Here is a 25,492-nt window from a genome sequence, read left to right as displayed (position 1 = left end):
AGCAAAGAAAGGACTATCATGTCAGTAACAAAAGAACAATTTATCAGGGATTTTAAGGATGCCTTACATGAAGAACATCTTATTAAAATTCCCGTAGCAACCCCTACAGAGCTATTCACCTCTTTGGCTAAGGTGATTAGAAAATACTATACTCCAAAGTGGTTAGAAAGAAATAAAAGACTTTCAGACGATCAAGAAAAGATTGCCTTCTATTTTTCTATTGAATTTTTACCAGGACGGATGCTTGAAACAAATCTTCTTAATTTAGGAATTCTTGATTTGGTGAAAGATAGTTTTTCAGATTTAGGGATTGATTTTGAAGCCGTCAAAAATGCTGAGCACGATATGGCTTTAGGTAATGGTGGTTTAGGACGCTTAGCAGCAGCCTTTATGGATTCACTAGCAACGACTGGTTACCCAGGTTTTGGTAATGGTATCCGTTATCAATATGGTTTATTTAAGCAAAAAATTGTTAATGGTCATCAAGTAGAGTTGCCAGATGCTTGGTTTGGTTCAGTCGGAAATGTTTGGGAAGTCCGTAAAGATCACGATATTGTTGATGTTAAATTGTATGGTAATGTTCATCTTGAGATGAATGAACACGGAAAACTCATTCCTATTCATGAAAATTCTCAAACTCTTCGAGCTGTTCCCTATGATGTTCCACAACTAGGTTATCAAAATGGAATTGTCAATAATTTGAGACTCTGGGATGTTGAAATTCCAGAGGAAGATGAATTGCATTATCCAACCTTAGAAGCACGTCGAAAAGTGCAAGATATCACAGCTATTTTATACCCTGATGATAGTAGTTATGAAGGAAAAGAGCTTAGACTTACACAAGAATACTTTATGACGAGTGCTGGTCTTCAAACGATTATCAAATATTATTTAAAACAAGGAAGACCACTTGCAAAAATTCATGAAAAAGTATCTGTTCATATCAATGATACTCACCCAGCAGTAGCTCCGGCTGAATTCATGCGTCTACTTATTGATGAGTATGGTTTAGAATGGCAAGAAGCTTGGGAAACTACTGTTAAAACCATGAGTTACACCAACCATACGATTTTATCTGAAGCTCTAGAAAAATGGGATGAAGGACTCTTTAAAAAGGTTTTACCAAGGGTTTATCAAATCATCCTAGAAATTGATAATCGTTATGTTGTCAAAATGGCTACTGATGGGGTGGATCCAAATATTATTGAAAAAACAAGAATTGTAAAAGATGGACAAATCCATATGGCTCATCTAGCTATTATTGGTGGTTATTCGGTCAATGGTGTGGCAAAACTTCACACAAAACTGCTACAAGAAGATACTTTAAGTGATTTTTATGCCATTTATCCAGAAAAATTCAACAATAAAACAAATGGTATTGTTCAAAGACGTTGGACACAAATTGCTGCACCAGAATTATCTGAACAAATTGACAAAGTCATTGGTTGTGACTGGCGAAAAGACATTCATCAGCTTGAAGAATTAAAACATTATGTTAATGACGATACTGTTTTAAATGATTTTTACTGTGTGAAACAAAAAGCCAAAGAACGACTAGCGACTTATATCTATGAAACAACAGGAATTACTGTTTCGACGCAAGCCATTTTCGATGTGCAAGTCAAAAGACTTCATGCTTATAAACGTCAACTTCTCAATTTGATGCATATCATTAAACTTTACTGGGATTTAAAAGATAATCCTGATAAAGATGTGGTGCCAAGAGTCTTTATTTTTGGAGCAAAAGCAGCCCCAGGATATCATTTTGCTAAGTCTGTTATCAAATTAATCAATGAAGTGGCAAATCTTGTCAATAATGATGTTGATTTAAAAGACAAATTAAAAGTTGTTTTCTTAGAAAACTATAACGTTAGTTTAGCTGAGTTGATTATTCCAGCAGCAGATGTTTCTGAACAAATTTCGTTAGCTTCAAAAGAAGCATCTGGAACATCAAATATGAAATTTATGATGACAGGTTCAGTGACTCTAGCAACTTTAGATGGTGCTAACATCGAAATTAAAGATGAAGTGGGCGATGACAATATTGTTATTTTTGGGATGACTAAAGACGACGTCTACGATCACTATCGAAAACATGATTATTATTCTCGTGGTATTTATGAAAATCAACCAGTTATTAAGCGTGTGGTTGATACTTTTGTTGATGGTACTATTTCAGATGTTGTTAGTGAAGGAATGGAAATTTTTGAGTCACTAATTACTCACAATGATGAGTATTTCTTGCTAGAAGATTTCATGAGTTATGTTGAAGCACAAGAAAAAATTGACCACTTATATCGTGACAAGAAAGTTTGGTCTCAAATGAGTTTGATGAATATCACTAAGTCACATAAATTCACATCAGATGATACCATCTCACAATACGCTGAAGAATTGTGGCAAATTAAAAAATAGTAAAATAAAGGTTTTTGTCACTTCTTTTTTGAAATGACAAAAAACCTTTGTTTTTTAACCATTCTTTTAAAGTTATATTTGACAAACTTAAAAAATAGGACTACACTAGATTGGTAAAAAATTTTTAAAATAAGGAGTATTTACAAATGACATTAGGTATTTTAGCTTTAGGAATAGCCTGTTTTGGAGTAAGTCTTGCTGAAGGTTACTTGGTTTCAAACTTTATGAAGGCTGTTTCACGTCAACCAGAATTATTTGATAAATTAAGACCTATCATTTTCCTTGGTATTGGCTTTATTGAAGGAACATTCTTTGTTACTTTAGGGATGTCATTATTCCTTAAATAATAGATGACTATGCATTTTGTAGAAAGAAGGTGGACTTAGTTGGAATCAGAAATGCCGATAGTACATATAGGGCCAGTTGCTTTTGATTTGACCATACTTATCATGTCTGCTTTAATTGTTGTTCTTGTCTTTTCTTTAGTGTTTTGGTCTAGTCGTAATATGACACTAAAACCTAAAGGAAAACAAAATGTTCTTGAGTATGTTTATGATTTTGTTTTTGGTGTTATTAAAGGAGAACTTGGTGAGAAACTTGGAAAACAATTCACACCATTTTTCTTTGTGGTGTTTACTTTTTTGCTTTTTGCTAATAATTTAGGCTTAATGACAAAAATTCAAACCCCTAACGGTTATAACTGGTGGGGATCACCAACTTCTAATATGGCTTTTGACTTTGCCTTATCTATTTTAATGTCACTTGTCATTCAATACCAAGCTATAAAAATAAAAGGGATTAAGCATTATATTAAAGGTTTTATTACCCCGATTGCTATGACCCCCATGAACATACTAGAAGAAGTCACCAATATTGTGTCGTTATCACTACGTCTTTATGGTAATATTTTCTCTGGAGAGATTTTACTATCATTACTGTTGCAAATGGCTAATCAAAGTATTTTTCTTGCCCCATTTGCTTTAGGGATGAATATTGTATGGGTAGGTTTTTCGGCCTTCATTTCATGTTTGCAGGCCTATGTCTTTATACTACTTACTTCTATTTATCTCGGAAAAAAAGTAAATAGTTAGTAAGAAAGGAAAGTAGATTATGTATATTTTATCAACAGTAGGACTTAATATTTTAATTGGAAACTTTATCATTGTAACAGGTAGTTTTCTTATTTTATTAGTCCTTATCAAAAAGTTTGCCTGGGGAAAACTCCTTGCCATCTTTGAAGAACGTGAAAAAAGAATTTCCAATGATATTGATAGTGCTGAGCACGCTAAAGTGAGAGCAGAAAAATTAGCCAACAAACGCGAAGTTGCTTTAAATGAAGCTAAGAGTGAAGCCAATAAAATCATTGATAATGCTAAAGAAATTAGTCATGAACAAGGCAACAAGATTATCTCTGAAGCAAAAGAAACAGCTGATTCAATAAAAGATAAGGCTCAACAAGATATTGCAAGAGAAAAAGAAGAGGCTTTGTCAAGTATCAAAGGAGAAGTCAGTCACTTAACCATTTTGTTAGCTGAAAAAATTCTCAACGAACAACTTGATGCATCATCTAAAAGTCAATTAGTGAATGATTATCTTGATAAATTAGGAGAAGCTTAATGGACAAAAGAACTTATCGTCTCATTGAGCAATATGCTAAAAGTCTTGTTGAGGTAGCTATTGAAAAAAATGTTATCGACGTGATTGAAGAAGATATTTCAGATATATTAGCGATTTGCCATGAAAATCATTTAGAAAAGCATTTTGCAGATCTTAGTATTGCTGTTTCTGATAAGATAAAGTTAGTCAGACTCTTTCAGGAATCTCAATCTGAGTATTTGAACAATTTTCTTGAAGTTATCATTCAAAATGACAGAATGGCTCTATTTGTCCCGATTTTTGAAACAGTCCTAGAACAGCTATCGCGTCAAACAAACACCTTTGATATCAAGGTAACCTCTGCTGTTTCTTTAACAGAAACTCAAAGAGAGCGTCTTTTAGCAATTGTTGCTCAAAAGTTTGATTTAACGCCTCGTCGTTTAATCGAAGAAATCGATGAAGATTTAATTGGTGGCTTTGTTATTTCTGCAAATAATAAAGTGATCGATACTAGCATTCGTCGTCAATTACAAACATTAAAAATGAAATTAAAATAGAAAGTGGTGTGGCTTTTGGCAATTAATGCACAAGAGATTAGCGCTTTAATTAAAAAGCAAATAGAGAATTTTCAGCCAGATTTTGATGTCAGTGAGACAGGTATAGTTACCTACATTGGTGATGGTATTGCAAGAGCAAGAGGTCTTGATAATGCCATGAGTGGTGAACTCCTTGAATTTGAAAATGGTGTTTATGGTATGGCTCAAAATTTGGAGTCAAATGATATAGGTATCATCATTCTTGGAGATTTTAGTTCTATTCGTGAAGGTAATCTCGTTAAACGAACTGGAAAAATTATGGAAGTTCCGGTGGGAGAAGAACTCATAGGTAGAGTTGTTAACCCTTTGGGACTACCTGTTGATGGGTTAGGTGATATTAAGACTGATAAAACACGCCCAGTAGAAGCGCCTGCACCAGGTGTTATGGAGCGTAAATCAGTATCAGAACCATTACAAACTGGACTAAAAGCCATTGATGCCTTAGTCCCTATTGGTCGTGGTCAAAGAGAACTTATCATTGGTGATAGACAAACAGGTAAAACAGCAGTGGCAATCGATACGATTCTAAACCAAAAAGGTCAAGACATGATTTGTATTTATGTTGCGATTGGTCAAAAAGAATCTACTGTTAGAACACAAGTAGAAACATTAAGACGCTATGGTGCTCTTGATTACACTATTGTTGTTACTGCATCTGCTTCACAACCTTCGCCACTTTTATTTATTGCACCTTATGCTGGTGTCGCTATGGCTGAAGAATTTATGTATAATGGCAAACACGTTCTTGTTGTTTATGATGATTTATCAAAACAAGCTGTTGCTTATCGTGAATTATCACTCTTACTAAGACGTCCGCCAGGACGTGAAGCATATCCAGGTGATGTTTTCTATCTTCACAGCCGTTTATTAGAGAGATCTGCCAAAGTTTCTGATGAATTAGGTGGTGGTTCTATTACAGCTCTTCCATTTATTGAAACACAAGCCGGTGATATCTCAGCTTATATTGCAACCAATGTGATTTCGATTACGGATGGTCAAATTTTCCTTCAAGAAAGTTTATTTAATTCAGGTATTCGTCCAGCTATTGATGCAGGGTCATCTGTATCTCGTGTCGGTGGTAGTGCTCAAATTAAAGCCATGAAAAAAGTAGCGGGGACTTTGCGTTTAGACTTAGCATCTTATAGAGAATTAGAAGCCTTTACCCAATTTGGCTCTGATTTAGATGCAGCAACACAAGCTAAGTTAAATCGTGGTCGTCGTACAGTAGAAGTTTTAAAACAACCTTTACATAAACCATTACCTGTAGAAAAACAAGTTGTTATTCTTTATGCTTTGACCCATGGCTTCTTAGATGATGTACCAGTCAATAATATTCTTAATTTTGAACAAGGTCTTTATGACTACTTTGATTCTAATTATGAAAATATTTTTGAGATAATTAGAACAACCAAAGATCTTCCAGAAGAAGCTGTTTTGGATGAAGCGATTCAAGCTTATAAAGATCAATCACAATATAAATAAAGGAGGGTTCTTAAATGGTAGGCTCTCTTAGTGAAATAAAATCAAAAATTATTTCAACAGAAAAAACAAGTAAAATTACAAGTGCCATGCGAATGGTATCATCAGCAAAATTAGTTCAATCAGAACAAGCAGCAAAGCACTTTCAAATTTATGCTTCAAAAATTCGTCAAATCACAACTGATTTACTAAAATCAGAATTATCAGGTGAAAGTATTAATCCAATGTTGGTTGCAAGAGAAGTTAAAAAAACAGCCTACGTTGTTATTACTTCTGATAAAGGCCTTGTCGGTGGCTACAATTCTAAAATATTAAAAGCCATGATGGACATTATTGAAGAATATCATTCAAACAGTGATGATTATGCCATTATCTCAATAGGTGGTGTTGGTTCAGATTTTTTCAAAGCTAGAAAAATGAATGTTTTGTTTGAACTAAGAGGTTTACAAGACCAACCAAGCTTTGAACAAGTTGGACAGATTCTTTCAAAAACTGTTGAAATGTATAAAAACGAATTGTTTGATGAAGTTTATGTTTGTTACAATCATCATGTTAATAGTCTAACTAGTCAAGTTCGTGTTGAACAAATGCTTCCTATTGCTGATTTAGATGCAAAAGAAGCAACGCAAGAAGATATTAGCAGTTTTGAACTGGAACCAAATCGTGAAGTTATTTTAGAACAGTTGTTGCCTCAATACACTGAAAGTCTGATTTATGGTGCTATTGTTGATGCTAAAACAGCTGAGCATGCCGCTGGTATGACAGCAATGCAAACAGCAACTGATAATGCTAAAAATGTTATTAATGATTTAACCATTCAATACAATCGTGCAAGACAAGCAGCGATAACGCAAGAAATTACAGAGATTGTAGCTGGTGCTAATGCACTTGAATAATATGAAAAAGGAGAAATACATGAGCTTAGGCAAAATTGCTCAAGTTATTGGTCCAGTAGTTGATGTTGTGTTTGCAACAGGAGATCAATTACCTGAGATAAATAATGCGCTAGTTGTATATAAAGACGGCGACAAAAAACAAAAAATCGTTTTAGAAGTAGCTCTTGAACTTGGTGATGGTATGATTCGTACTATTGCTATGGAATCAACAGATGGTTTAAAACGAGGATTAGAAGTGTTTGATACTGGTCGTCCGATTAGTGTCCCCGTTGGTAAAGAAACACTTGGTCGTGTATTTAATGTTTTGGGAGAAACGATTGACCTAGATCAGCCATTTTCAGATCAAGCGCTACGTCAACCGATTCATAAAAAGGCTCCTTCTTTTGATGAATTAGCAACATCTACTGAAATTCTTGAAACTGGTATTAAAGTGATTGACTTACTAGCACCTTATCTCAAAGGAGGAAAAGTTGGTCTTTTTGGTGGTGCTGGAGTGGGAAAAACAGTTCTTATTCAAGAATTGATTCATAATATCGCCCAAGAACACGGTGGTATTTCTGTTTTCACAGGAGTTGGAGAAAGAACGCGTGAAGGAAATGACCTTTATTGGGAAATGAAGGAGTCTGGTGTTATTGAAAAAACTGCCATGGTATTTGGGCAGATGAATGAGCCACCAGGTGCTAGAATGCGTGTTGCCTTAACAGGTCTTACGATTGCTGAATACTTCCGTGATGTTGAAGGTCAAGATGTGCTTTTATTCATTGATAATATTTTCCGTTTCACTCAAGCCGGTTCAGAAGTTTCCGCTCTCTTAGGACGCATGCCTTCAGCCGTTGGTTATCAACCTACTCTTGCGACAGAAATGGGACAATTACAAGAGCGTATCACTTCAACTAAAAAAGGTTCTGTAACATCAATCCAAGCTATCTATGTCCCAGCTGATGATTATACTGACCCAGCCCCAGCAACAGCATTTGCACACTTGGACTCAACAACTAACCTTGAACGTAAGTTAACACAAATGGGTATCTATCCTGCTGTTGACCCTCTAGCATCAAGTTCTCGTGCTCTAACACCAGAAATTGTTGGTCAAGAGCATTATGAGGTGGCTACTGAGGTTCAAAGAGTTCTACAACGTTATAGAGAGTTACAAGATATCATTGCTATTCTTGGTATGGATGAATTATCTGATAAAGAAAAGACTTTGGTTGGCAGAGCACGTCGTATACAGTTTTTCCTTTCACAAAACTTTAATGTTGCTGAACAATTTACTGGGCAACCAGGATCTTATGTACCAGTTTCAGAGACAGTTCGTGGCTTTAAAGACATTCTAGCTGGAAAATATGATGATTTACCAGAAGATGCTTTTAGAAGTGTTGGACGAATTGAAGACGTGATTGAAAAAGCGAAAAAAATGGGCTTTTAGTGAGGTATTTTAATGCAACATATGACGGTACAAATTGTGACACCGGACGGTCTCAAGTATAATCACCATGCAGCTTTTGTTTTAGCACATACTAAGGCAGGTGAAATCGGTATCTTACCAAAACATATCAACATGATTGCACCGTTAGAGGTTCATGAAGTCAAAATCAGACGTGTTGATGATGTTTCACATGTTGATTGGGTTGCCGTTAATGGTGGCATATTAGAAATCAAAAATAATCTGATTACGATTGTTGCAGATTCTGCAGAACGTAAACGTGATATTGATGTTAGCCGAGCTGAACGTGCTAAAATGCGTGCTGAACAGGCTCTTGAAGAAGCACAAAAAGAGCAAAAAATTGATGAAATGAAACGTGCTAAAGTTGCTCTACAAAGAGCTATCAATCGTATTACAGTTGGAAAAAAATAAAACCAATTTAAAAAGGCTTGGTGTAAAACTAAGTCTTTTTTCTTTTGAATAACAAAAAAATCAAAACATAAGAAGTATAAACAATTTACTGTCATCTCTAATTTTTTTTGATATAATAGTAAAATGGAAATAATAGATTTAATAGTTCGTTTTACTAGTCATCTAGTTTTGATAGGAATGACTTACCAATTACTCATCACTTTATTTGACTGGGGAAAAATCGTAAAACAACCAACATTGAATGTTGGAAAGATTAAGTTACTAATATTATTTATCAGTATTACTATTGGTTTTATGGTTAGTAACTTTATTATCACAATAATAGAAATATCACAAAGAATATTTTTATTACTATAATCTAGGAAATTAATCGTGAATTAGCATTTTCTTAACTGTAGAATGGAGTCGTATTATGGATAAAATTATAATTGAAGGTGGCAATATTAGTCTAAAAGGAGAAGTGATTATTGAAGGGGCAAAAAATGCTGTTCTTCCTCTTTTAGCAGCTACTATTTTAGCTTCAAAAGGAAAGACATTATTAAAGAATGTTCCCATTTTATCTGATGTCTATACGATGAATCACGTGGTTCGTGGTCTCAATATTTCAGTCGACTTTGATGAAGTAAAAAAAGAAATTTTAGTTGATGCCACAGGTGATATTTTAGATACAGCACCTTATGAATTCATTAATAAAATGAGAGCTTCAATTGTTGTTTTAGGACCTATCTTGGCTCGTAATGGTTATGCCAAGGTTTCTATGCCTGGAGGTTGTACAATAGGAAGTCGTCCAATTGATTTACACTTAAAAGGTTTAGAAGCGATGGGAGCCGAAATTCATCAAGAAAATGGTGATATTACGGCAACTGCTAAACGTTTAAAAGGTGCTCATTTTTATATGGACTTTCCAAGTGTTGGTGCTACTCAAAACCTAATGATGGCAGCAACATTAGCAGAAGGTAAAACAGTCATTGAAAACGCTGCGAGAGAGCCTGAAATTGTTGATTTATCTCTTCTTCTAAATAAAATGGGAGCAAATATTAAAGGAGCAGGTACGGAAACGATTACAATTGTTGGTGTAGATAGCTTACATGGTGCTGAACATGGTGTTGTTCAAGACCGAATTGAGGCTGGTACTTTTATGGTTGCAGCTGCGATTACTAGTGGTGATGTTTTGGTAAAGGATGCGATTTGGGAGCATAATCGCCCATTAATTTCTAAATTAAAGGAAATGGGAGTTGAGGTGTCCGAAGAAGATGGTGGTATTCGTGTTAAATCCCATCTTAAAAAATTAAAACCTGTTACTGTTAAAACGATGCCTCATCCGGGTTTTCCTACTGATATGCAAGCACAATTTACGGCTCTTATGGCCATGGTAAAAGGTGAATCTACTATGATTGAAACGGTGTTTGAGAATCGTTTTCAACACTTAGAAGAGATGCGTCGTATGGGGTTAAACATTGAAATTTTACGTGATACCGCAATCATACATGGTGGTGGAAAGCTACAAGGTGCACCTGTGATGTCAACCGATTTAAGAGCTAGTGCAGCACTTATTTTAGCAGGAATGGCGGTAAAAGGGACAACAACAGTGGGTAAATTAAACCATCTTGATCGTGGCTATTATCAATTCCATGAAAAATTAGCTAAACTTGGTGCTCACATAAAAAGAGTTAGTGGAGAATAAGAATGAAAGAAAGATTTCTTAATGTTGCTATGAAATTTGGGTTAGTAGCATTAGTAGCTATTTTAAGTCTTTGTTTCTTAGCAGTAGGTTTAATGATAGGTTATAGTTTTTTTGGTGGTGGAGAAGACCCTTTGTCTATTTTATCAATAGACCACTGGCAAGCAATTATTAGTAAATTTACTGGAAACTAGTTGCTATATGCTTCAATGAAAGGAAGTCATGGCTAGAAAAACAAAAAAACAACAAAAAGCAATTATTTCTTTACTATCTGTTATTATCATTTTGGGGCTGTCTTATATTGTCTCAAATGATGCCGTTTCAAATAGTCATCCGATTAAGCAGTTAGCACAATTATTTGTAGAAAATAATTCCAAACAAAATTCAGGAAATCTTTCCTTTCAAGAGAGTACACCTGATGAAGATTTGGCTAGATCGGTTTTAACGAGTACTATTATCAAACAAATTGGTTGGGAACTTGAATGGAATCAAGCTGGTGCTTTTATTGTTAACCATAATCAAACAAACTTAAATGCTAAAGTATCAAGTGCTCCCTATATTGATATTAAGACCAAAGAAGTAAGTGGAGAGGTTGTTCCAACAGTAGCCAATGCCTTGTTAACTAAAAACACACGTCAATACAAAAATAGAGAAGAAACAGGAAATGGTTCTACGTCTTGGACACCACCTGGATGGCATCAAGTTTATGATTTAACGGGTGATTTTAATCATGCGGTCGATAGAGGTCACCTTGTTGCATACTCTTTAATCGGCAATTTAAGAGGTTTTGATCCATCGGCTAGTAATCCTTTAAATATTGCCACACAAACTGCGTGGTCCAACCAAGCAAATAGTGAGTTTTCTACCGGTCAAAATTATTATGAAACGATTATACGTAAGGGATTAGATAACAATAAAATTATCCGTTACCGAGTAACCTTAATCTATGACAAAAATGACATTGTAGCAAGAGGAAGACAGCTTGAAGCTAAATCCTCAGATGGTTCTATAGAATTTAATGTTTTTATCCCCAATGTTCAAAAAGGATTGAAGATTACTTACGAAACTGGTCAAATAACATTAACTGAGTGATACTTTCTCCTTTTAGAGAAAGTTTTTATTGTTATTAAAGCTTTTTGAGATTGTTTTGATACTGAAAGTTTCTATTTTTTTATAAATTTGTTATAATTTAGGAAATAATTGTCAACAACTACTTTAAAGAGTAGTAGCATAGAATGGATATCAAAGAAAACATCCGTGAAGAACGAGAGAGAGGCCATTATGAAAAAAATACTTGTTGTCGATGATGAAAAGCCAATTTCGGATATCATTAAATTTAATTTAACCAAAGAAGGTTACGATGTTGTGACTGCTTTTGATGGCAGAGAAGCTCTTGAAAAATTTCATGAAGAAAAGCCCGATCTACTTATTTTGGATTTAATGTTGCCTGAGTTAGATGGTTTAGAAGTGGCAAAAGAAGTTAGAAAAACAAGCCATCTTCCAATCATCATGCTTTCAGCGAAAGATAGTGAGTTTGACAAAGTCATAGGGTTGGAAATTGGTGCTGATGATTATGTCACAAAGCCATTTTCAAACAGAGAATTACTGGCGCGTATTAAAGCGCATTTACGTCGTACTGAAAACATCGAAACAGCAGCCTCAGAAGATAATAAAAAAGGATTGAAACCAACGATTGTTGTTGGTGATTTAGAAATCCTTCCAGATGCTTTTGTAGCTCAAAAACATGGTTCTGAAATTGACTTAACCCATCGTGAGTTTGAGTTGCTTCACCATTTAGCAACTCATATGGGGCAAGTGATGACACGTGAGCACTTATTAGAGACTGTTTGGGGTTATGATTACTTTGGTGATGTTAGAACAGTTGATGTCACTATTCGTAGACTTCGTGAAAAAATTGAAGACCAACCAAGTCGTCCCGAATATATTTTGACACGCCGTGGTGTTGGTTATTATATGAAAAATTATGAATAATGTATCGGATAATTTAACACTTTTTGAGTTATCTCTTTTAGTCTTACTAATAATTGCAGCCATTTATTTTGTTTATTCAGCCTTAAAGGATTATCGTCAAGCTGAAACTATTAAACAAATGAATGAAAAAATCTATTCGTTAATGGCTGGCGACTATTCAGAAATTCTTGATGTGAAATCAAGTCAGGATCTTGTTGAATTAGCTGAAAACATTAATGATTTATCAAGAGTTTTTCATTTAACCCACGATAAATTATCTCAAGAAACTAATCGGCTATCAAGTATTCTTGCTTATATGAGTGATGGGGTTCTTGCAACTGATCGTGGTGGTAAAATCATCATGATTAATGATACTGCTCAAAAGCAACTCAATTTAACAAGAGAAGAAGCTCTTGAATTAAACATTTTAGATATTTTTGATGCTGATAATGAGTATACCTACCATGATTTGGTGTCAAAAACACCTGAAGTTGTTCTTAACCGCCGTAATGATATCGGAGAATTTGTTACGCTTAGAATTAGATTTGCCTTGAATAGACGAGAGAGTGGCTTTATTTCTGGTTTGGTTGCCGTATTACATGATACAACCGAGCAAGAAAAAGAAGAACGTGAGCGTCGTTTATTTGTATCGAATGTTAGTCATGAATTGAGAACACCATTAACATCTGTTAAGTCCTATCTTGAAGCCCTTGATGAAGGAGCGTTAAGAGATGAGATTGCGCCTAATTTTATTAGAGTATCTCTTGATGAAACTAACCGCATGATGCGAATGATTAATGACCTTCTAAATTTATCTAGGATTGATAATCAGGCAACACAACTCAATGTGGAATTAACAAATTTTACTTCTTTTATGACTTTTATCTTGAATCGTTTTGATCAAATCAAGATAAATCGAGAAACGTCAGAAAAAAAATACACGATTGTCAGAGATTATCCTCTTCAATCTATCTGGATTGAAATTGATACTGATAAAATGACACAAGTGATTGATAATATTATCAATAATGCTATTAAATATTCTCCAGATGGTGGTAAAATTAAGGTAAATATGAGAACAACCGATACTCAACTCATTATTTCGATTTCAGATGAGGGTTTAGGTATTCCTAAAAAAGATTTACCTCTTATTTTTGACCGCTTTTACCGCGTTGATAAAGCAAGAAGTAGACAACAAGGTGGTACAGGATTAGGTCTAGCTATCGCAAAAGAAATTATTAAACAACATCATGGTTTTATCTGGGCTAAAAGTGATTATGGGCATGGCTCAACCTTTACCATTGTATTACCGTATGAAAAAGATGCTATTTCTGTTGATGAATGGGAGGATACAGTCGGATAAATGGAAGAACAATTAGGATTTAAGTACAGTGTTTTAGCCTCAGGTTCAACAGGGAATTCGTTTTATATTGAAACACCTAAAAAAAAATTGCTTATTGATGCGGGTTTATCAGGGAAAAAAATTATTCAACTATTATCTGAAATAGATCGAAAAGCTGAGGATTTGGATGCTATTTTAGTCACGCATGAACATAGTGATCACATTCAAGGTGTCGGTGTTTTAGCAAGAAAATTCAACCTAGATGTTTACGCCAATGAAAATACATGGTCTGTTATGGATAAATTAATTGGTAAATTAGATGTGGCTCAAAAACATATTTTTGAACGTGGAACCACTAAAATATTTGGTGATTTAGACGTCGAAAGTTTTGGTGTTAGCCACGATGCTATCGATCCCCAATTTTACCGTGTCATGAAAGATAATAAAAGTTTTGTCTTATTAACTGATACAGGTTATGTTAGTGATCGTTTATCTGGTCTTATTGAAAATGCAGATGGTTACCTCATTGAGTCCAATCACGATGTTGATATGTTACGTTTAGGAAGATATCCTTGGCGTCTTAAACAACGCATTTTATCAGATGTAGGTCATCTTTCTAATGATGATAGTGCTGAAACAATGATAAGAACTTTGGGAAGTAAAACTAAGAGAATTCATTTAGGACATCTTAGTCAAGAAAATAATTTAAAAGAGCTAGCTCGTCTGACAATGGAAACAGAATTGATGAGAGCAGATTTTGGTGTAGGCCAAGATTTTAAAATATATGATACGTCACCAGATTCAGCCTCGCCACTGTTAAAATTATGATAAGCTAACCTTAAATGATATCTTATCAGGATGTTACAACTCAGAATAGTTATTCTGAGTTTTTTTTGTTATAATAATAACAAGAATTAAGCTGAAAGGAGAGAAAATGAGAGGATTAGATAAAAAATTAAAGAATGATTTTGGGATTGTTTTTCACAACAAAAAAATATTAAAGACAGCCTTCACTCATACTAGTTATGCTAACGAACATCGCCTCCTAAAGATTTCACATAATGAGCGTTTGGAATTTTTAGGAGACGCCGTTCTTCAAATGATTATTTCTCATTATCTGTTTAGAAAATACCCTAAAAAAGCAGAAGGTGACCTTTCAAAAATGCGATCTATGATTGTTCGCGAAGAAAGTTTAGCAGGCTTCTCTAGATTTTGTGAGTTTGATAAATATATTAGACTAGGTAAAGGCGAAGAAAAGTCTGGAGGTCGTAATCGTGACACCATTTTAGGTGATTTATTTGAAGCATTTTTAGGTGCTTTATTACTTGATTCTGGTGTTGAGGCTGTAGAATCCTTTCTTGGTCAGGTGATGATTCCCTTAGTAGAAGAAGGAAAATTTGAACGTGTTTTAGATTATAAAACAAATTTTCAAGAATTACTCCAATCTCAAGGAGATGTTTTAATTGACTACCAGGTCGTTAAAGAATCTGGTCCAGCTCATGCAAAAACCTTTGAAGTCGTTGTTTTAGTCGATAATAAAGAGGTTAGCTCTGGTGTTGGGAAATCTAAAAAACTAGCAGAACAAGAAGCAGCAAAAAATGCTCTTGAAGCTTTTAAAAAGAGGTCATAAATGTACTTAAAGCAAATTGAAATGTATGGTTTTAAGTCTTTTGCAGATAAAACAAAAATTGATTTTAATCAAGGGATTACGGCAGTTGTTGGTCCAAATGGTTCAGGAAAAAGTAATATCACAGAAAGTTTAAGATGGGCTTTGGGGGAATCGAGTGCTAAAAATCTTCGTGGTGGTAAAATGCCCGATGTTATTTTTGCAGGTACTGAAAGTCGTAAAGCTCTTAATTATGCTCAAGTAACCGTAACACTAGATAATAGCGATGGTTTTATTGCAAATGCTAATAAAGAAATAAAAGTAGAACGTCATGTCTATCGTAATGGTGACAGTGATTACTTAATTGATGGTAAAAAAGTTCGTTTGAAAGATATTCATAGCTTGTTTATGGATACTGGACTTGGCAGAGATTCTTTCTCGATTATTTCCCAAGGTCGTGTTGAATCGATTTTTAACAGTAAGCCAGAAGAAAGACGTGCTATTTTTGAAGAGGTTGCAGGTGTTTTAAAATATAAAACCAGGAAAAAAGAAACCGAAACAAAACTCAATCAAACACAAAATAATTTAGATCGACTAGATGATATTATTTATGAGTTAGATAATCAGATTAAACCCTTGTTAAAACAAGCAAAAGCCGCTAAAGAATACCTTTCTTTAGAGGATAAAAGAAAAGCTCTATATCTTGATATTTTGGTTGCTGATATCATAACTTATAAAGAAAATTTATCAGATAAAAAAGCTAAGTTAAAAGAAGTTTCTGACAATTTAAAGCACTTTTATGCTAAAAAGGATGCTTTAGAAAAAGAAAACCAATCTTTAAAATTAAAACGACATCAATTATCTGAACAAAAAGATAAGCTTCAAAATGATTTGATAGAATTGACTCGACTGATTAGTGAGCTTGATAGAAAAATTGCAATTATCACATTGGAGTCAAATCAAAAAGAGGAAAAACAAGCTCTTACAAAAGAAACATTAGATAAAATTAGCCAAGAGCAAGTGCAATTAAAACAGGCTTTACAAACTAAAAAAGAGCATTTAACATCTTTAGAAGAAAAAAACTATCAGGTTAAACAAAAGATCACTACTCTTGAAAAAGAATTGGAGCGTTTTTCAACACATCCTGACGATATTATTGAACGTTTTCGAGAAGATTTTGTGGCTTTAATGCATCAAGAAGCAGATTTTTCTAATCAACTGACTTCTATTTCTGTTGCTATTGAAAATCAAGAGGAATCTTTGAAAGATAAGGCAAAAGAAAAAGACCAACTAACAATTGAATTAGAAGCCTTAAAAATTGAACTTCAAAATGTACAAAAAGCTCATGACGATGCTAAACAACAAGTTGAGCAACTTTTAAAAGAGTATCACTCACAAGTTTCTGAGCTAGCGAAGTTGGAGCATTTGTATCAAAAAAGTCAAACAAATTTATTTGATCAATTAGATCAACTAAAAGGTAAAGAAGCACGCAAGAATAGTTTAGAGGCTATTGTTAAAAATCATAGCCAGTTTTATAGTGGGGTCAAGTTCGTTCTTCAGCATGCCAATGAGATAAAGAATATTATTGGTGCTGTTAGTGAGAAAATTTCCTTTGATAAAAAATATCAAACCGCTATTGAAATTGCTCTTGGTGCTAGTAGTCAACACATTATTGTTGCTGATGAAAAGGCGGCCAAACGCTCCATTGACTTTCTTAAAAAATCACGTCAAGGACGTGCTACATTTTTACCACTAACGACAATTAAACAAAGACAGTTATCATCTCATTATCAAAAACAATTGGAAAAAGCAACAGGCTACCTTGGTCTTGCCAATGAGTTAGTGTCATTTGACTCAAGCCTAGCAACCATTTTTAATTATTTGCTTGGAACGACTGTTATTTTTGAGGATACCAATCAAGCCAATGAAGCTGCCCGATTGGTGAATTATCAGGTGCGTATAGTCACTCTTGATGGGACAGAAATTCGTCCAGGAGGATCTTTTTCAGGTGGTGCAAATCGTCAAAATAATACCTTATTCATTAAACCTGAACTAGAAAGTCTAATAAGTGATATTAACCAATTAAAAGCAAAAGTATTGACTGATGAAAAGCGTGTAGAAACCTTGAAAAAAGAGACAAGCATGCTTTCTGAAAGTATTGAGCAAACAAAGAGTGATGGTGAAAAAGCACGATTAGAAGAACAAAAACTATCAATTGAGTTGTCACGTTTAACAAAACAGTTAGCTGATAAAGAAACACTCTTTCAACATCTTGAAAATAATCAAAAAAATACTAGCCTTGATGCGTTAACACAAGAAAAAGCAGCTATTACAACTAAGATAGAGGAAATAGCTAAGAAAAAACTATCTATTACTAGCGAAATCGAAAAAATCAAGAAAGATAAAGATAGTATTATTGAAAAAGTTGACTCATTAAACAAATCCCTGTCTAAAGAGCGTTTAATTGAGCGTGATTTGTTGAATGAATTGAAATTTGAAGAAGCTAACTTGATGAGAATAAAAGAGGAACTCACTCAGTTAGAGATTGATTTTGAAAAAAATAAGATTCTTTTAAATCAGCACCTTAATGCTATTAATGAAGATCAATTACCAGCTCTTAACATTCAGCTAGATAAGGCAAAAAAAGAAAAAGAAGACTACCAGTCGCAATCAGTACGTTTACAATATGAGTGGGATGATTGCGAAGGGGCTTTAGATGATATTTCAGAACAAATTCAAAAAATTAGTCAGCAAAATGAGGGACTGATTAGAACACAAACACAATTAGAGTCACAAATTGAACAAATTAGTGGCAAACTACACCAATTTGCAACATTGTTATCAGAAGATTATCAGTTGAGTTTCACAAAATCTCAAGAAAAAGCAAAAGAAATTGAAAATATGCTTGAAGCAAAAGAGCAGTTAAAACAATACCTTAATGCTATTAAAAAACTTGGGCCAGTGAATTTAGATGCTGTTGAGCAATATGATGAGGTGAAAGAAAGATTAGATTTCTTAAATGAACAAAAATCTGACTTAACCAGTGCCAAGGAATTGTTGCTATCGACCATTCATGATATGGATGATGAAGTAAAAGGAAGATTTAAAACAACTTTTGAAGCTGTTAGAGAAAGTTTCAAGCAAACCTTTAAGCAAATGTTTGGCGGTGGTACAGCAGATTTACAGTTGACAGAAGGTGACTTACTAACATCTGGTGTTGAAATATCTGTCCAACCTCCTGGAAAAAAAATTCAGTCGCTCAACTTAATGAGTGGTGGTGAAAAGGCTCTTTCTGCCTTAGCTCTCTTATTTGCGATTATCCGTGTGAAAACAATTCCCTTTGTTATCCTAGATGAAGTTGAAGCTGCACTCGATGAGGCTAATGTTAAACGCTTTGGAGACTATTTGAATCGCTTTGATAAATCCAGTCAATTTATTGTCGTTACCCACAGAAAAGGGACAATGGCCGCTGCTGATAGTATCTATGGTGTCACCATGCAAGAATCTGGCGTTTCAAAAATAGTCTCAGTCAAATTAAAAGATGCCGAACAATTGGTTCAGTAAATAACGTATTGATTTTGTATCTCTTATTTTTTGTTAGGCAACATCTTGCTAACTGATAGAAAATTTGTTACAATAACGGTAATTGAATACTTATCTTTGAGACTAGTAACTAAAGGAAAGCTTAACAGGGAATGTGGACCGTGACTGGAAGTTCACAAAGTGTTAATTTAGCGAATTCACTCAATACGAAGATAGTCAAATTAAGATCTAGTCTAACTAGATGAAAACGGATGGTACCGCGTGTCAACGCTCCGAATAATTGGAGCATTGGCACTTTTTTTGATTAAGAAAGGATTATAATGACACTACAAGAAGAATTACAATCATTAAAAACTGAGACTCTAGAAACTATAGAAACAATGTCATTGGATGGAGCTAAAGAACTCCAAGAACTCCGAGTTTCTGTTCTTGGGAAAAAAGGAAAGCTCACTGAAATTTTAAAAGGTTTAAAAGATTTATCTAATGAGATGCGTCCCGTTATTGGTAAAGAAGCTAATGAGGTTAGAGACGCTTTAACCAAGGCTTTCGAAGAAAAAGCAGTAGCTATCTCAAATGAAAAAATAGCAAAACAGCTAGAGTCAGAGAAAATAGATGTAACACTTCCTGGAAAACAGCTTAAACATGGGAATCGTCATGTTTTAACTCAAATCAATGAAGAAATTGAAGATATATTCTTAGGAATGGGATTTCAAGTTGTTGATGGTTTTGAAGTAGAGACAGACTATTATAATTTTGAAAGAATGAATCTACCAAAAAACCACCCAGCTCGTGATATGCAAGATACTTTTTATATTACTGAAGAAGTCTTATTAAGAACGCATACGAGTCCTGTTCAAGCAAGAACCTTGGACAATCACGACTTTTCTAAGGGTGCTCTCAAGATGATTTCACCAGGTCGTGTCTTTAGACGTGATACAGATGATGCTACACACAGTCACCAATTTCATCAAATTGAAGGTTTAGTCGTAGGTGAGAATATCTCAATGAGTGATTTAAAAGGAACTCTTCAAGTGATTAGTCAAAAAATGTTTGGAGATGATCGAAAAATTCGTCTTCGTCCATCATACTTTCCTTTCACAGAACCATCAGTTGAAGTCGATGTTTCTTGTTTCAAGTGTGGGGGAACTGGTTGTAACGTTTGCAAATACACTGGCTGGATTGAAATTTTAGGTGCAGGAATGGTGCACCCAAATGTTCTTGAAATGAGTGGTGTTGATGCTCAAAAATATTCAGGCTTTGCCTTTGGACTAGGTCAAGAACGTATTGCGATGCTACGTTATGGTATTAACGACATTAGAGGTTTCTATCAAGGTGACGAGCGTTTTAATGAGCAATTCAACTAAGAACGCCATCTTTATAACCTTGTATTCATCTTAATGAAACAGTAAGATATAAAAGTGAAAGGAAAAATATGTTAGTTAGTTATAAATGGTTAAAAAAATTAGTTGCTATTGATGTGCCAAGTTCAGAATTAGCAGAAAAAATGTCAACCACCGGAATCGAAGTAGAAGGTGTTTCACGCTTAGATAAAGGTCTGTCTAAATTAATCGTTGGTCAAATTATTGAAAAAGGAAAAATTCCAGAAACACACTTGACCGTCTGTCAAGTTGATATTGGTGAAGAAGAATCTATTCAGGTCGTTTGTGGTGGCAAGGTAGTTGATTTAGAAATGAAAACGATTGTTGCCATTCCAGGTGCAAGAATTGTTGGTAATCGTAAAATTAAAAAAGGAAAAATTAGAGGAGTAGAATCCTACGGTATGCTTTGTTCCTTGAGTGAAATTGGTGTCCCCGATGCTGTTATTCCTAAAGACTACCAAGATAATATTTACCGTCTTCCCGATGATGCACTTGTTGGTGATTCAATTTTTAAATACCTTGATCTTGATGATGAGATTATCGAATTAGCCATCACACCAAACAGAGCTGATGCTTTATCAATGAGAGGAGTAGCGCACGAAGTTGCTGCCATCTATGATAAACCTGTTCAATTTGAAGAAAAAACGTTTGTAGAAACAGATAAAAAAGTTTCAGATTTGCTATCTGTACAAGTTGCCAATCAAGAAATTTCTTTTTATGCTGCGCGTGTGGTTGAAAATGTCGTGATTAAACCAAGCCCACAATGGCTACAAAATATTTTAATGAATCAAGGCATTAGACCAATTAACAATGTGGTTGATGTCACTAATTATGTATTACTTTATTTCGGACAACCAATGCATGCTTTTGATTATGATAAGTTTGAAGAAAAAGCTATTGTCGCAAGACTTGCAAAAGAAAACGAGAAAATCATCACTTTAGATGAAGAAGAAAGAAGCTTAACGTCAGAGGATATGGTGATTACTGTTGCCGATAAACCCGTTGCTCTTGCTGGGGTTATGGGGGGTCAATCAACTGAGATTGATGATAATACTCAGACAGTTGTCCTTGAAGCTGCTGTTTTTGATGGGCAACATGTTAGAAAAACAAGTAGTCGTCTAAACCTTAGGTCTGAATCATCCTCACGTTTTGAAAAAGGTATCAATCAAGCTACAGTCCTTGAAGCACTTGATTATGCTGCTGCCATGCTATCAGAATTGGCAGATGGTGATGTTTTATCTGGTATTGTCTCTTCTGGGGAATTACACTTAGAGGATAAAGTGGTCTCTTCCAATCTTGATTATGTCAATACTCGTCTTGGAACTGAACTTGTCTATAATGATATTGAAAAAATAATGGCTCAATTAGGATTTGGTCTAAGTGGTAATGCTACTGAGTTTTCTATTTCAGTACCGCCACGTCGTTGGGATATTTCTATTGAAGCTGACCTTGTTGAAGAAATTGCTCGAATCTATGGTTACGATAAGTTGCCAACAACTCTACCAAGTACAGGAGGAACGGTTGGTGAATTAACCAAAACTCAAAAATTACGTCGAAAAGTAAGAAACATTATAGAAGCGCAAGGCTTATCAGAAGTGATTTCTTATGCTTTAACAACACCAGAAAAAGCTGTTGCCTTTACTCAAAATCTACAAGAATTGACGGAATTGATGTGGCCAATGACAAGTGATCGCTCTACTTTAAGACAAAACATGATAGCAGGAATACTTGATATTGTTGCCTATAATAAGGCTCGTAATCTTAAAAATATTGCTATTTATGAAATTGGTAAAATTTTTGAACCAAAAACAGAGCAGACAGCACCACTACCTAATGAAACCAGCAAACTAGCGTTTGCTGTGACTGGTTTAGTAACAGATAACGATTTCCAAACCAAAGCAACACCGGTTGATTTCTTTTATGCCAAAGGTATCTTAGAAACCTTATTTAATCAGTTAAATATCTCTGTTAGTTATCAAGCGAGAACGATTGAAAATATGCATCCAGGAAGAACAGCTCTAATCTTGAAAGATGATGTCGTTCTTGGTTTTGTTGGGCAAATTCATCCTCAAATGGCTAAAGATTATGATCTTTCAGAAACTTATGTTGCAGAAATTGATTTGCAAAAAGTAGAAGACCTATGGCAATCTCAAATCATCTTTAAAGAGATTACTAAATATCCAGCTGTTTCAAGAGATTTAGCTGTACTTGTTAATATTAATGTGACACATGATGACATTATTTCTGTTATTAAGAAAGCTAAGGTTAAGAATCTTAAAGATATTAAATTATTTGATATCTATAGTGGTACTAACATTGAAGCTGACAAGAAATCAATGGCTTACAGTTTCACTTTCCAAAAAGAAACGGATAGTTTAACTGATGAAGAAGTGACTAATTATATTGAGAAAATTATCACAGCTCTTGCTATAGAGTTAGATGCAGAAATTAGATAAAAGAGAGGATGAAGTCCTCTCTTTTTGTTGAATAAAAGAGAAAATGAATAGATTAAGATTTTTTCAAATTTGTAAGCGATTTTAATTGACAAAGAGTGTAAGAAAACCTATACTAAAGGGAAACAAAACTTTTTGTCTTATAAAAAAGGAGATATCATGTCAAGAAGAAAAAAATTAGAGAGTAAGCAACGATTTACCATAAAAAAATTTAAAATAGGAGCAGCATCAGTACTAATTGGGACTGTATTTGCTGTATTTGCTGGAAATGTTCAAGCGGATGAATCTGTTTCGTCATCAGATTCTGTTACAACGTATTCTACCGTTGATAATACAAATCTATCTAATATTGTAGAACCAGTTGAAGAAGAAAAATCAACAAATTTGTCAATTATTGAAGAAAATAGTGTAGAAAAATCTAGTTTAGAAGAAGTTCCAAATAATCTTGTTTTAGAAAATGAAATTAAAGAAGTAGCTGAAGAAGAAATTGTTTTTTCTAAACAGTTAGAACAAAATAATCCAGAAAATAATAATGATTTGGAGATTGAAGAAACATTTACAAATACTGAAATAGGTGAAGAAAATAGTGAACTAGAAACAGTAGAAGAAAAAATAACTGAAAATGTTACAAAGTCCCAATCTGTTCAAAAAAATGATGTCCCAACTACTTCAGCAATGGAACGTCCATCTAATGAAGGTGATAAAATTCCTAGTGGAATTCAATTTAGAAATGGTAATAATGCAGCTAGTCAAACAGATCAGTTAACTGCTCAAGACATTCAGGAACAAGTAACATGGGTTGATTTTGGTGATACTAACTCGTTAAAAAATTATAAGACTCTTCCAAGTGGTGATATAGCGCTTCAAGTTGGAACTGTTTATGAGAAAGAAATTGTTCCGGGTTATACATTTGTAGCTGAAGTCATTGGTTTAAAACCTTTTATGTCTACAGATGTTTACAAAGAGCGTTCTATAGGTGATCCTACAGGAGGTTATGATCCAACTCTGACAAATAAATATAGACAAGCTATTCAAGGCACACCATATCAACCTGGTAATGGATTTAATAATGGTGAGCCTGGAACTACTGCTGAAATTGTTGTTAGAAAACAAGATCAAAATTGGTCGCATTTGTTAAAAGCTGGTGTTAATGCTGGTGACAAAAAAGTTGTTTTAACAACAGAAAAAACATCTGCTGATGTCGGTATTCAGTGGAAAGTTTTTGCTAGGTATCAAGGGAATGAATATCCAGTAGATATTATTGTTGCAGATGCAGAAGAGTCAAAAGGGTATGAAGCGATTATTTTTACCACCAACGGTAGTGACTGGGAAAAAATAGCAGATGTTTCTAATACAGCTGGAAATCACTACTCACCAAGTACTGCCTCAGATTTAAGTTCAGATAACAGAGGACTGTTTCCGGATTTATATAAAGCACAATACTGGCAAAATGGAGACATAACAGATGGAGGTATTGGTACTAAAGTGTTTGGCCCAGTTGCTACTTCCATTGGTCAGCACTCTGTTCCAATTTTAAAAACTAAAGCGACTGAAGTTGGTATTTATATCAACTCTTCGGGTGCACAAGGTGTGCAATTTGGATTTATATTTTCAGATATTAGTGATGCGCCAGATTCATATGGAACTGCTGAACATATTTTTACAGCTGATACACCTTATTTAGGTACCGTAAGACCAGATTATGATCATGATAGAACGCCTGTTCCTGCGAACGAAGCATGGATAAGAGATGATAATGCAGATGCCCCTGATGAAGGTGTATCACAGTTATCAGCTGATGGTAATTCATTTGTTATTCATGAAGCTGACAATCAACAATATACTCTTTCAATTAAAGCAAACAGAAGTGGTCATGCAAAAGCTTTCGTTAAAGGTTGGGTTGATTTTAATAATAACGGTAAATTCGATACTAATGAAGCATCAGCAATGACTGAAATCACTGCTGATGGAGCACTTGATTTAGTTTTTCAAAATTCACCTCAAATTATTGATACGAATATTGCTGCTTTAGGTGCACGTGTTAGAATTGCTTTAAAAGAAGAAGATATTGAAACGCCAACAAAACTTGCTTCTTCTGGTGAAGTAGAAGACTTTTTAATACAAATAATACATCCTCCAAGAGGGGAACGTAAAGAAACAACCGGTCTTCAGGGAAAAAATCAGACAACTCAAATCAATTTTACTGCCTATGGTAAATTAAAAACAGATTTAAATTCTCTAAACACAATTGATTCAACAGTTGCTGTTAAAATAGTGAAATCAGATGGTACTTTAGTTTCCACTTATACAGAAACAGGTGAAGGAACTTATACAGTTGCTTCAAATGGTACAGTAACTTTCACGCCAATTCCAAGCTTCCATGGTACGGCCAAAGGAATTGTTTTAAGAGCCACTGATAAAAACGGTGTGACAACTGGCTGGACATCAAATACAGCATTAAATGGTTTAGACAATATTAATGATAATATTAATGGTTTTGTAACTATGGATGCTGTTTATATTCCAACAGTAACAGCAGTAACACCAACCGGAACAGATGCTGTTTCAACAGGTCCACAAGGACAAGTGCAAACAGGCAAACCAACCTTCACAGGCGGTGATGTTGCTGTTCCGATGGATGACACAGTAGCAGCTACTTTTGACGATGGCACTACAAGTA

The 25,492-nt window shown here is 34.5% G+C and carries 21 protein-coding genes; all 21 read left to right on the top strand.

The genetic code is table 11. The features are described from left to right. The first annotated feature begins 18 nt into the window (after positions 1 to 18). Positions 19 to 2,415, top strand: coding sequence for a glycogen/starch/alpha-glucan phosphorylase (locus JHK64_RS02905; protein ID WP_199567507.1), 2,397 nt, complete (start codon positions 19 to 21; stop codon positions 2,413 to 2,415). A 146-nt stretch (positions 2,416 to 2,561) separates the two neighbouring features. Beyond that, positions 2,562 to 2,762, top strand: coding sequence for a F0F1 ATP synthase subunit C (locus JHK64_RS02900; protein ID WP_018370083.1), 201 nt, complete (start codon positions 2,562 to 2,564; stop codon positions 2,760 to 2,762). A 51-nt stretch (positions 2,763 to 2,813) separates the two neighbouring features. Beyond that, complete coding sequence (gene atpB, locus JHK64_RS02895; protein WP_199567506.1) at positions 2,814 to 3,506, top strand: F0F1 ATP synthase subunit A; 693 nt, start codon at positions 2,814 to 2,816, stop codon at positions 3,504 to 3,506. A 19-nt stretch (positions 3,507 to 3,525) separates the two neighbouring features. Continuing rightward, positions 3,526 to 4,032 (top strand): F0F1 ATP synthase subunit B, encoded by a 507-nt coding sequence (gene atpF, locus JHK64_RS02890; RefSeq protein ID WP_199567505.1) that lies wholly within the window; start codon positions 3,526 to 3,528, stop codon positions 4,030 to 4,032. Further along, positions 4,032 to 4,568, top strand: a complete 537-nt coding sequence (locus tag JHK64_RS02885; protein WP_199567504.1) for a F0F1 ATP synthase subunit delta — start codon at positions 4,032 to 4,034, stop codon at positions 4,566 to 4,568. The genes atpF and JHK64_RS02885 overlap by 1 nt, the downstream gene beginning before the upstream one ends. A 15-nt stretch (positions 4,569 to 4,583) precedes the next feature. After that, positions 4,584 to 6,089, top strand: coding sequence for a F0F1 ATP synthase subunit alpha (atpA, locus tag JHK64_RS02880; protein ID WP_199567503.1), 1,506 nt, complete (start codon positions 4,584 to 4,586; stop codon positions 6,087 to 6,089). A gap of 14 nt (positions 6,090 to 6,103) precedes the next feature. Next, a complete protein-coding gene (locus JHK64_RS02875; protein WP_199567502.1) occupies positions 6,104 to 6,982 on the top strand; it encodes a F0F1 ATP synthase subunit gamma in 879 nt (292 codons plus the stop codon). Between the two features lie 19 nt (positions 6,983 to 7,001). After that, positions 7,002 to 8,408 carry a F0F1 ATP synthase subunit beta gene (gene atpD, locus JHK64_RS02870; protein WP_199567501.1) on the top strand — a complete coding sequence of 469 codons (1,407 nt, stop codon included), beginning with the start codon at positions 7,002 to 7,004 and terminating at the stop codon, positions 8,406 to 8,408. A gap of 12 nt (positions 8,409 to 8,420) precedes the next feature. Further along, positions 8,421 to 8,837, top strand: a complete 417-nt coding sequence (locus JHK64_RS02865) for a F0F1 ATP synthase subunit epsilon (RefSeq protein WP_199567500.1) — start codon at positions 8,421 to 8,423, stop codon at positions 8,835 to 8,837. Positions 8,838 to 8,960: 123 nt separating this feature from the next. Further along, on the top strand, positions 8,961 to 9,194 hold the full coding sequence (locus JHK64_RS02860; RefSeq protein WP_199567499.1) for a DUF1146 family protein: 234 nt from the start codon (positions 8,961 to 8,963) through the stop codon (positions 9,192 to 9,194). Positions 9,195 to 9,249: 55 nt separating this feature from the next. Further along, a complete protein-coding gene (gene murA / locus JHK64_RS02855; RefSeq protein ID WP_199567498.1) occupies positions 9,250 to 10,521 on the top strand; it encodes a UDP-N-acetylglucosamine 1-carboxyvinyltransferase in 1,272 nt (423 codons plus the stop codon). A gap of 2 nt (positions 10,522 to 10,523) precedes the next feature. Next, positions 10,524 to 10,712: a DNA-directed RNA polymerase subunit beta gene (locus JHK64_RS02850; protein ID WP_199567497.1), complete on the top strand. Its 189-nt coding sequence runs from the start codon at positions 10,524 to 10,526 to the stop codon at positions 10,710 to 10,712. A gap of 28 nt (positions 10,713 to 10,740) precedes the next feature. Further along, on the top strand, positions 10,741 to 11,610 hold the full coding sequence (locus JHK64_RS02845) for a DNA/RNA non-specific endonuclease (RefSeq protein WP_199567496.1): 870 nt from the start codon (positions 10,741 to 10,743) through the stop codon (positions 11,608 to 11,610). 189 nt (positions 11,611 to 11,799) lie between these two features. Continuing rightward, positions 11,800 to 12,510 carry a response regulator YycF gene (yycF, locus tag JHK64_RS02840; protein ID WP_199567495.1) on the top strand — a complete coding sequence of 237 codons (711 nt, stop codon included), beginning with the start codon at positions 11,800 to 11,802 and terminating at the stop codon, positions 12,508 to 12,510. Next, the gene (vicK, locus tag JHK64_RS02835; protein ID WP_199567494.1) at positions 12,503 to 13,852 is read left to right on the top strand and encodes a cell wall metabolism sensor histidine kinase VicK; all 1,350 of its coding nucleotides are present in this window, start codon (positions 12,503 to 12,505) and stop codon (positions 13,850 to 13,852) included. Before yycF ends, vicK begins: the two co-directional genes overlap by 8 nt. Further along, positions 13,853 to 14,659 (top strand): MBL fold metallo-hydrolase, encoded by an 807-nt coding sequence (locus JHK64_RS02830; RefSeq protein WP_199567493.1) that lies wholly within the window; start codon positions 13,853 to 13,855, stop codon positions 14,657 to 14,659. A 106-nt stretch (positions 14,660 to 14,765) separates the two neighbouring features. Then, positions 14,766 to 15,461 (top strand): ribonuclease III, encoded by a 696-nt coding sequence (gene rnc / locus JHK64_RS02825; protein ID WP_199567492.1) that lies wholly within the window; start codon positions 14,766 to 14,768, stop codon positions 15,459 to 15,461. Then, a complete protein-coding gene (smc, locus tag JHK64_RS02820; protein WP_199567491.1) occupies positions 15,462 to 19,001 on the top strand; it encodes a chromosome segregation protein SMC in 3,540 nt (1,179 codons plus the stop codon). A 299-nt stretch (positions 19,002 to 19,300) separates the two neighbouring features. Then, a complete protein-coding gene (gene pheS, locus JHK64_RS02815; RefSeq protein ID WP_199567490.1) occupies positions 19,301 to 20,344 on the top strand; it encodes a phenylalanine--tRNA ligase subunit alpha in 1,044 nt (347 codons plus the stop codon). A gap of 68 nt (positions 20,345 to 20,412) precedes the next feature. Further along, a complete protein-coding gene (pheT, locus tag JHK64_RS02810) occupies positions 20,413 to 22,815 on the top strand; it encodes a phenylalanine--tRNA ligase subunit beta (RefSeq protein WP_199567489.1) in 2,403 nt (800 codons plus the stop codon). Between the two features lie 156 nt (positions 22,816 to 22,971). Then, on the top strand, positions 22,972 to 25,492 hold a 2,521-nt coding region (locus JHK64_RS02805; protein WP_199567488.1), incomplete at its 3' end, for a CshA/CshB family fibrillar adhesin-related protein.

The sequence above is a fragment of the Streptococcus zalophi genome (assembly GCF_016481285.1).
Classification (GTDB): domain Bacteria; phylum Bacillota; class Bacilli; order Lactobacillales; family Streptococcaceae; genus Streptococcus; species Streptococcus zalophi.
This window is presented reverse-complemented; position numbering and strand designations above follow the sequence as displayed.

What these genes read in the sequence shown, in the direction of transcription:
- JHK64_RS02905 (WP_199567507.1), top strand. Translation starts at nt 19, where the DNA reads ATGTCAGTAACAAAAGAACAATTTATCAGGGATTTTAAGGATGCCTTA.
- JHK64_RS02900 (WP_018370083.1), top strand. Translation starts at nt 2,562, where the DNA reads ATGACATTAGGTATTTTAGCTTTAGGAATAGCCTGTTTTGGAGTAAGT.
- atpB (WP_199567506.1), top strand. Translation starts at nt 2,814, where the DNA reads ATGCCGATAGTACATATAGGGCCAGTTGCTTTTGATTTGACCATACTT.
- atpF (WP_199567505.1), top strand. Translation starts at nt 3,526, where the DNA reads ATGTATATTTTATCAACAGTAGGACTTAATATTTTAATTGGAAACTTT.
- JHK64_RS02885 (WP_199567504.1), top strand. Translation starts at nt 4,032, where the DNA reads ATGGACAAAAGAACTTATCGTCTCATTGAGCAATATGCTAAAAGTCTT.
- JHK64_RS02875 (WP_199567502.1), top strand. Translation starts at nt 6,104, where the DNA reads ATGGTAGGCTCTCTTAGTGAAATAAAATCAAAAATTATTTCAACAGAA.
- atpD (WP_199567501.1), top strand. Translation starts at nt 7,002, where the DNA reads ATGAGCTTAGGCAAAATTGCTCAAGTTATTGGTCCAGTAGTTGATGTT.
- JHK64_RS02865 (WP_199567500.1), top strand. Translation starts at nt 8,421, where the DNA reads ATGCAACATATGACGGTACAAATTGTGACACCGGACGGTCTCAAGTAT.
- JHK64_RS02860 (WP_199567499.1), top strand. Translation starts at nt 8,961, where the DNA reads ATGGAAATAATAGATTTAATAGTTCGTTTTACTAGTCATCTAGTTTTG.
- murA (WP_199567498.1), top strand. Translation starts at nt 9,250, where the DNA reads ATGGATAAAATTATAATTGAAGGTGGCAATATTAGTCTAAAAGGAGAA.
- JHK64_RS02850 (WP_199567497.1), top strand. Translation starts at nt 10,524, where the DNA reads ATGAAAGAAAGATTTCTTAATGTTGCTATGAAATTTGGGTTAGTAGCA.
- JHK64_RS02845 (WP_199567496.1), top strand. Translation starts at nt 10,741, where the DNA reads ATGGCTAGAAAAACAAAAAAACAACAAAAAGCAATTATTTCTTTACTA.
- yycF (WP_199567495.1), top strand. Translation starts at nt 11,800, where the DNA reads ATGAAAAAAATACTTGTTGTCGATGATGAAAAGCCAATTTCGGATATC.
- vicK (WP_199567494.1), top strand. Translation starts at nt 12,503, where the DNA reads ATGAATAATGTATCGGATAATTTAACACTTTTTGAGTTATCTCTTTTA.
- JHK64_RS02830 (WP_199567493.1), top strand. Translation starts at nt 13,853, where the DNA reads ATGGAAGAACAATTAGGATTTAAGTACAGTGTTTTAGCCTCAGGTTCA.
- rnc (WP_199567492.1), top strand. Translation starts at nt 14,766, where the DNA reads ATGAGAGGATTAGATAAAAAATTAAAGAATGATTTTGGGATTGTTTTT.
- smc (WP_199567491.1), top strand. Translation starts at nt 15,462, where the DNA reads ATGTACTTAAAGCAAATTGAAATGTATGGTTTTAAGTCTTTTGCAGAT.
- pheS (WP_199567490.1), top strand. Translation starts at nt 19,301, where the DNA reads ATGACACTACAAGAAGAATTACAATCATTAAAAACTGAGACTCTAGAA.
- pheT (WP_199567489.1), top strand. Translation starts at nt 20,413, where the DNA reads ATGTTAGTTAGTTATAAATGGTTAAAAAAATTAGTTGCTATTGATGTG.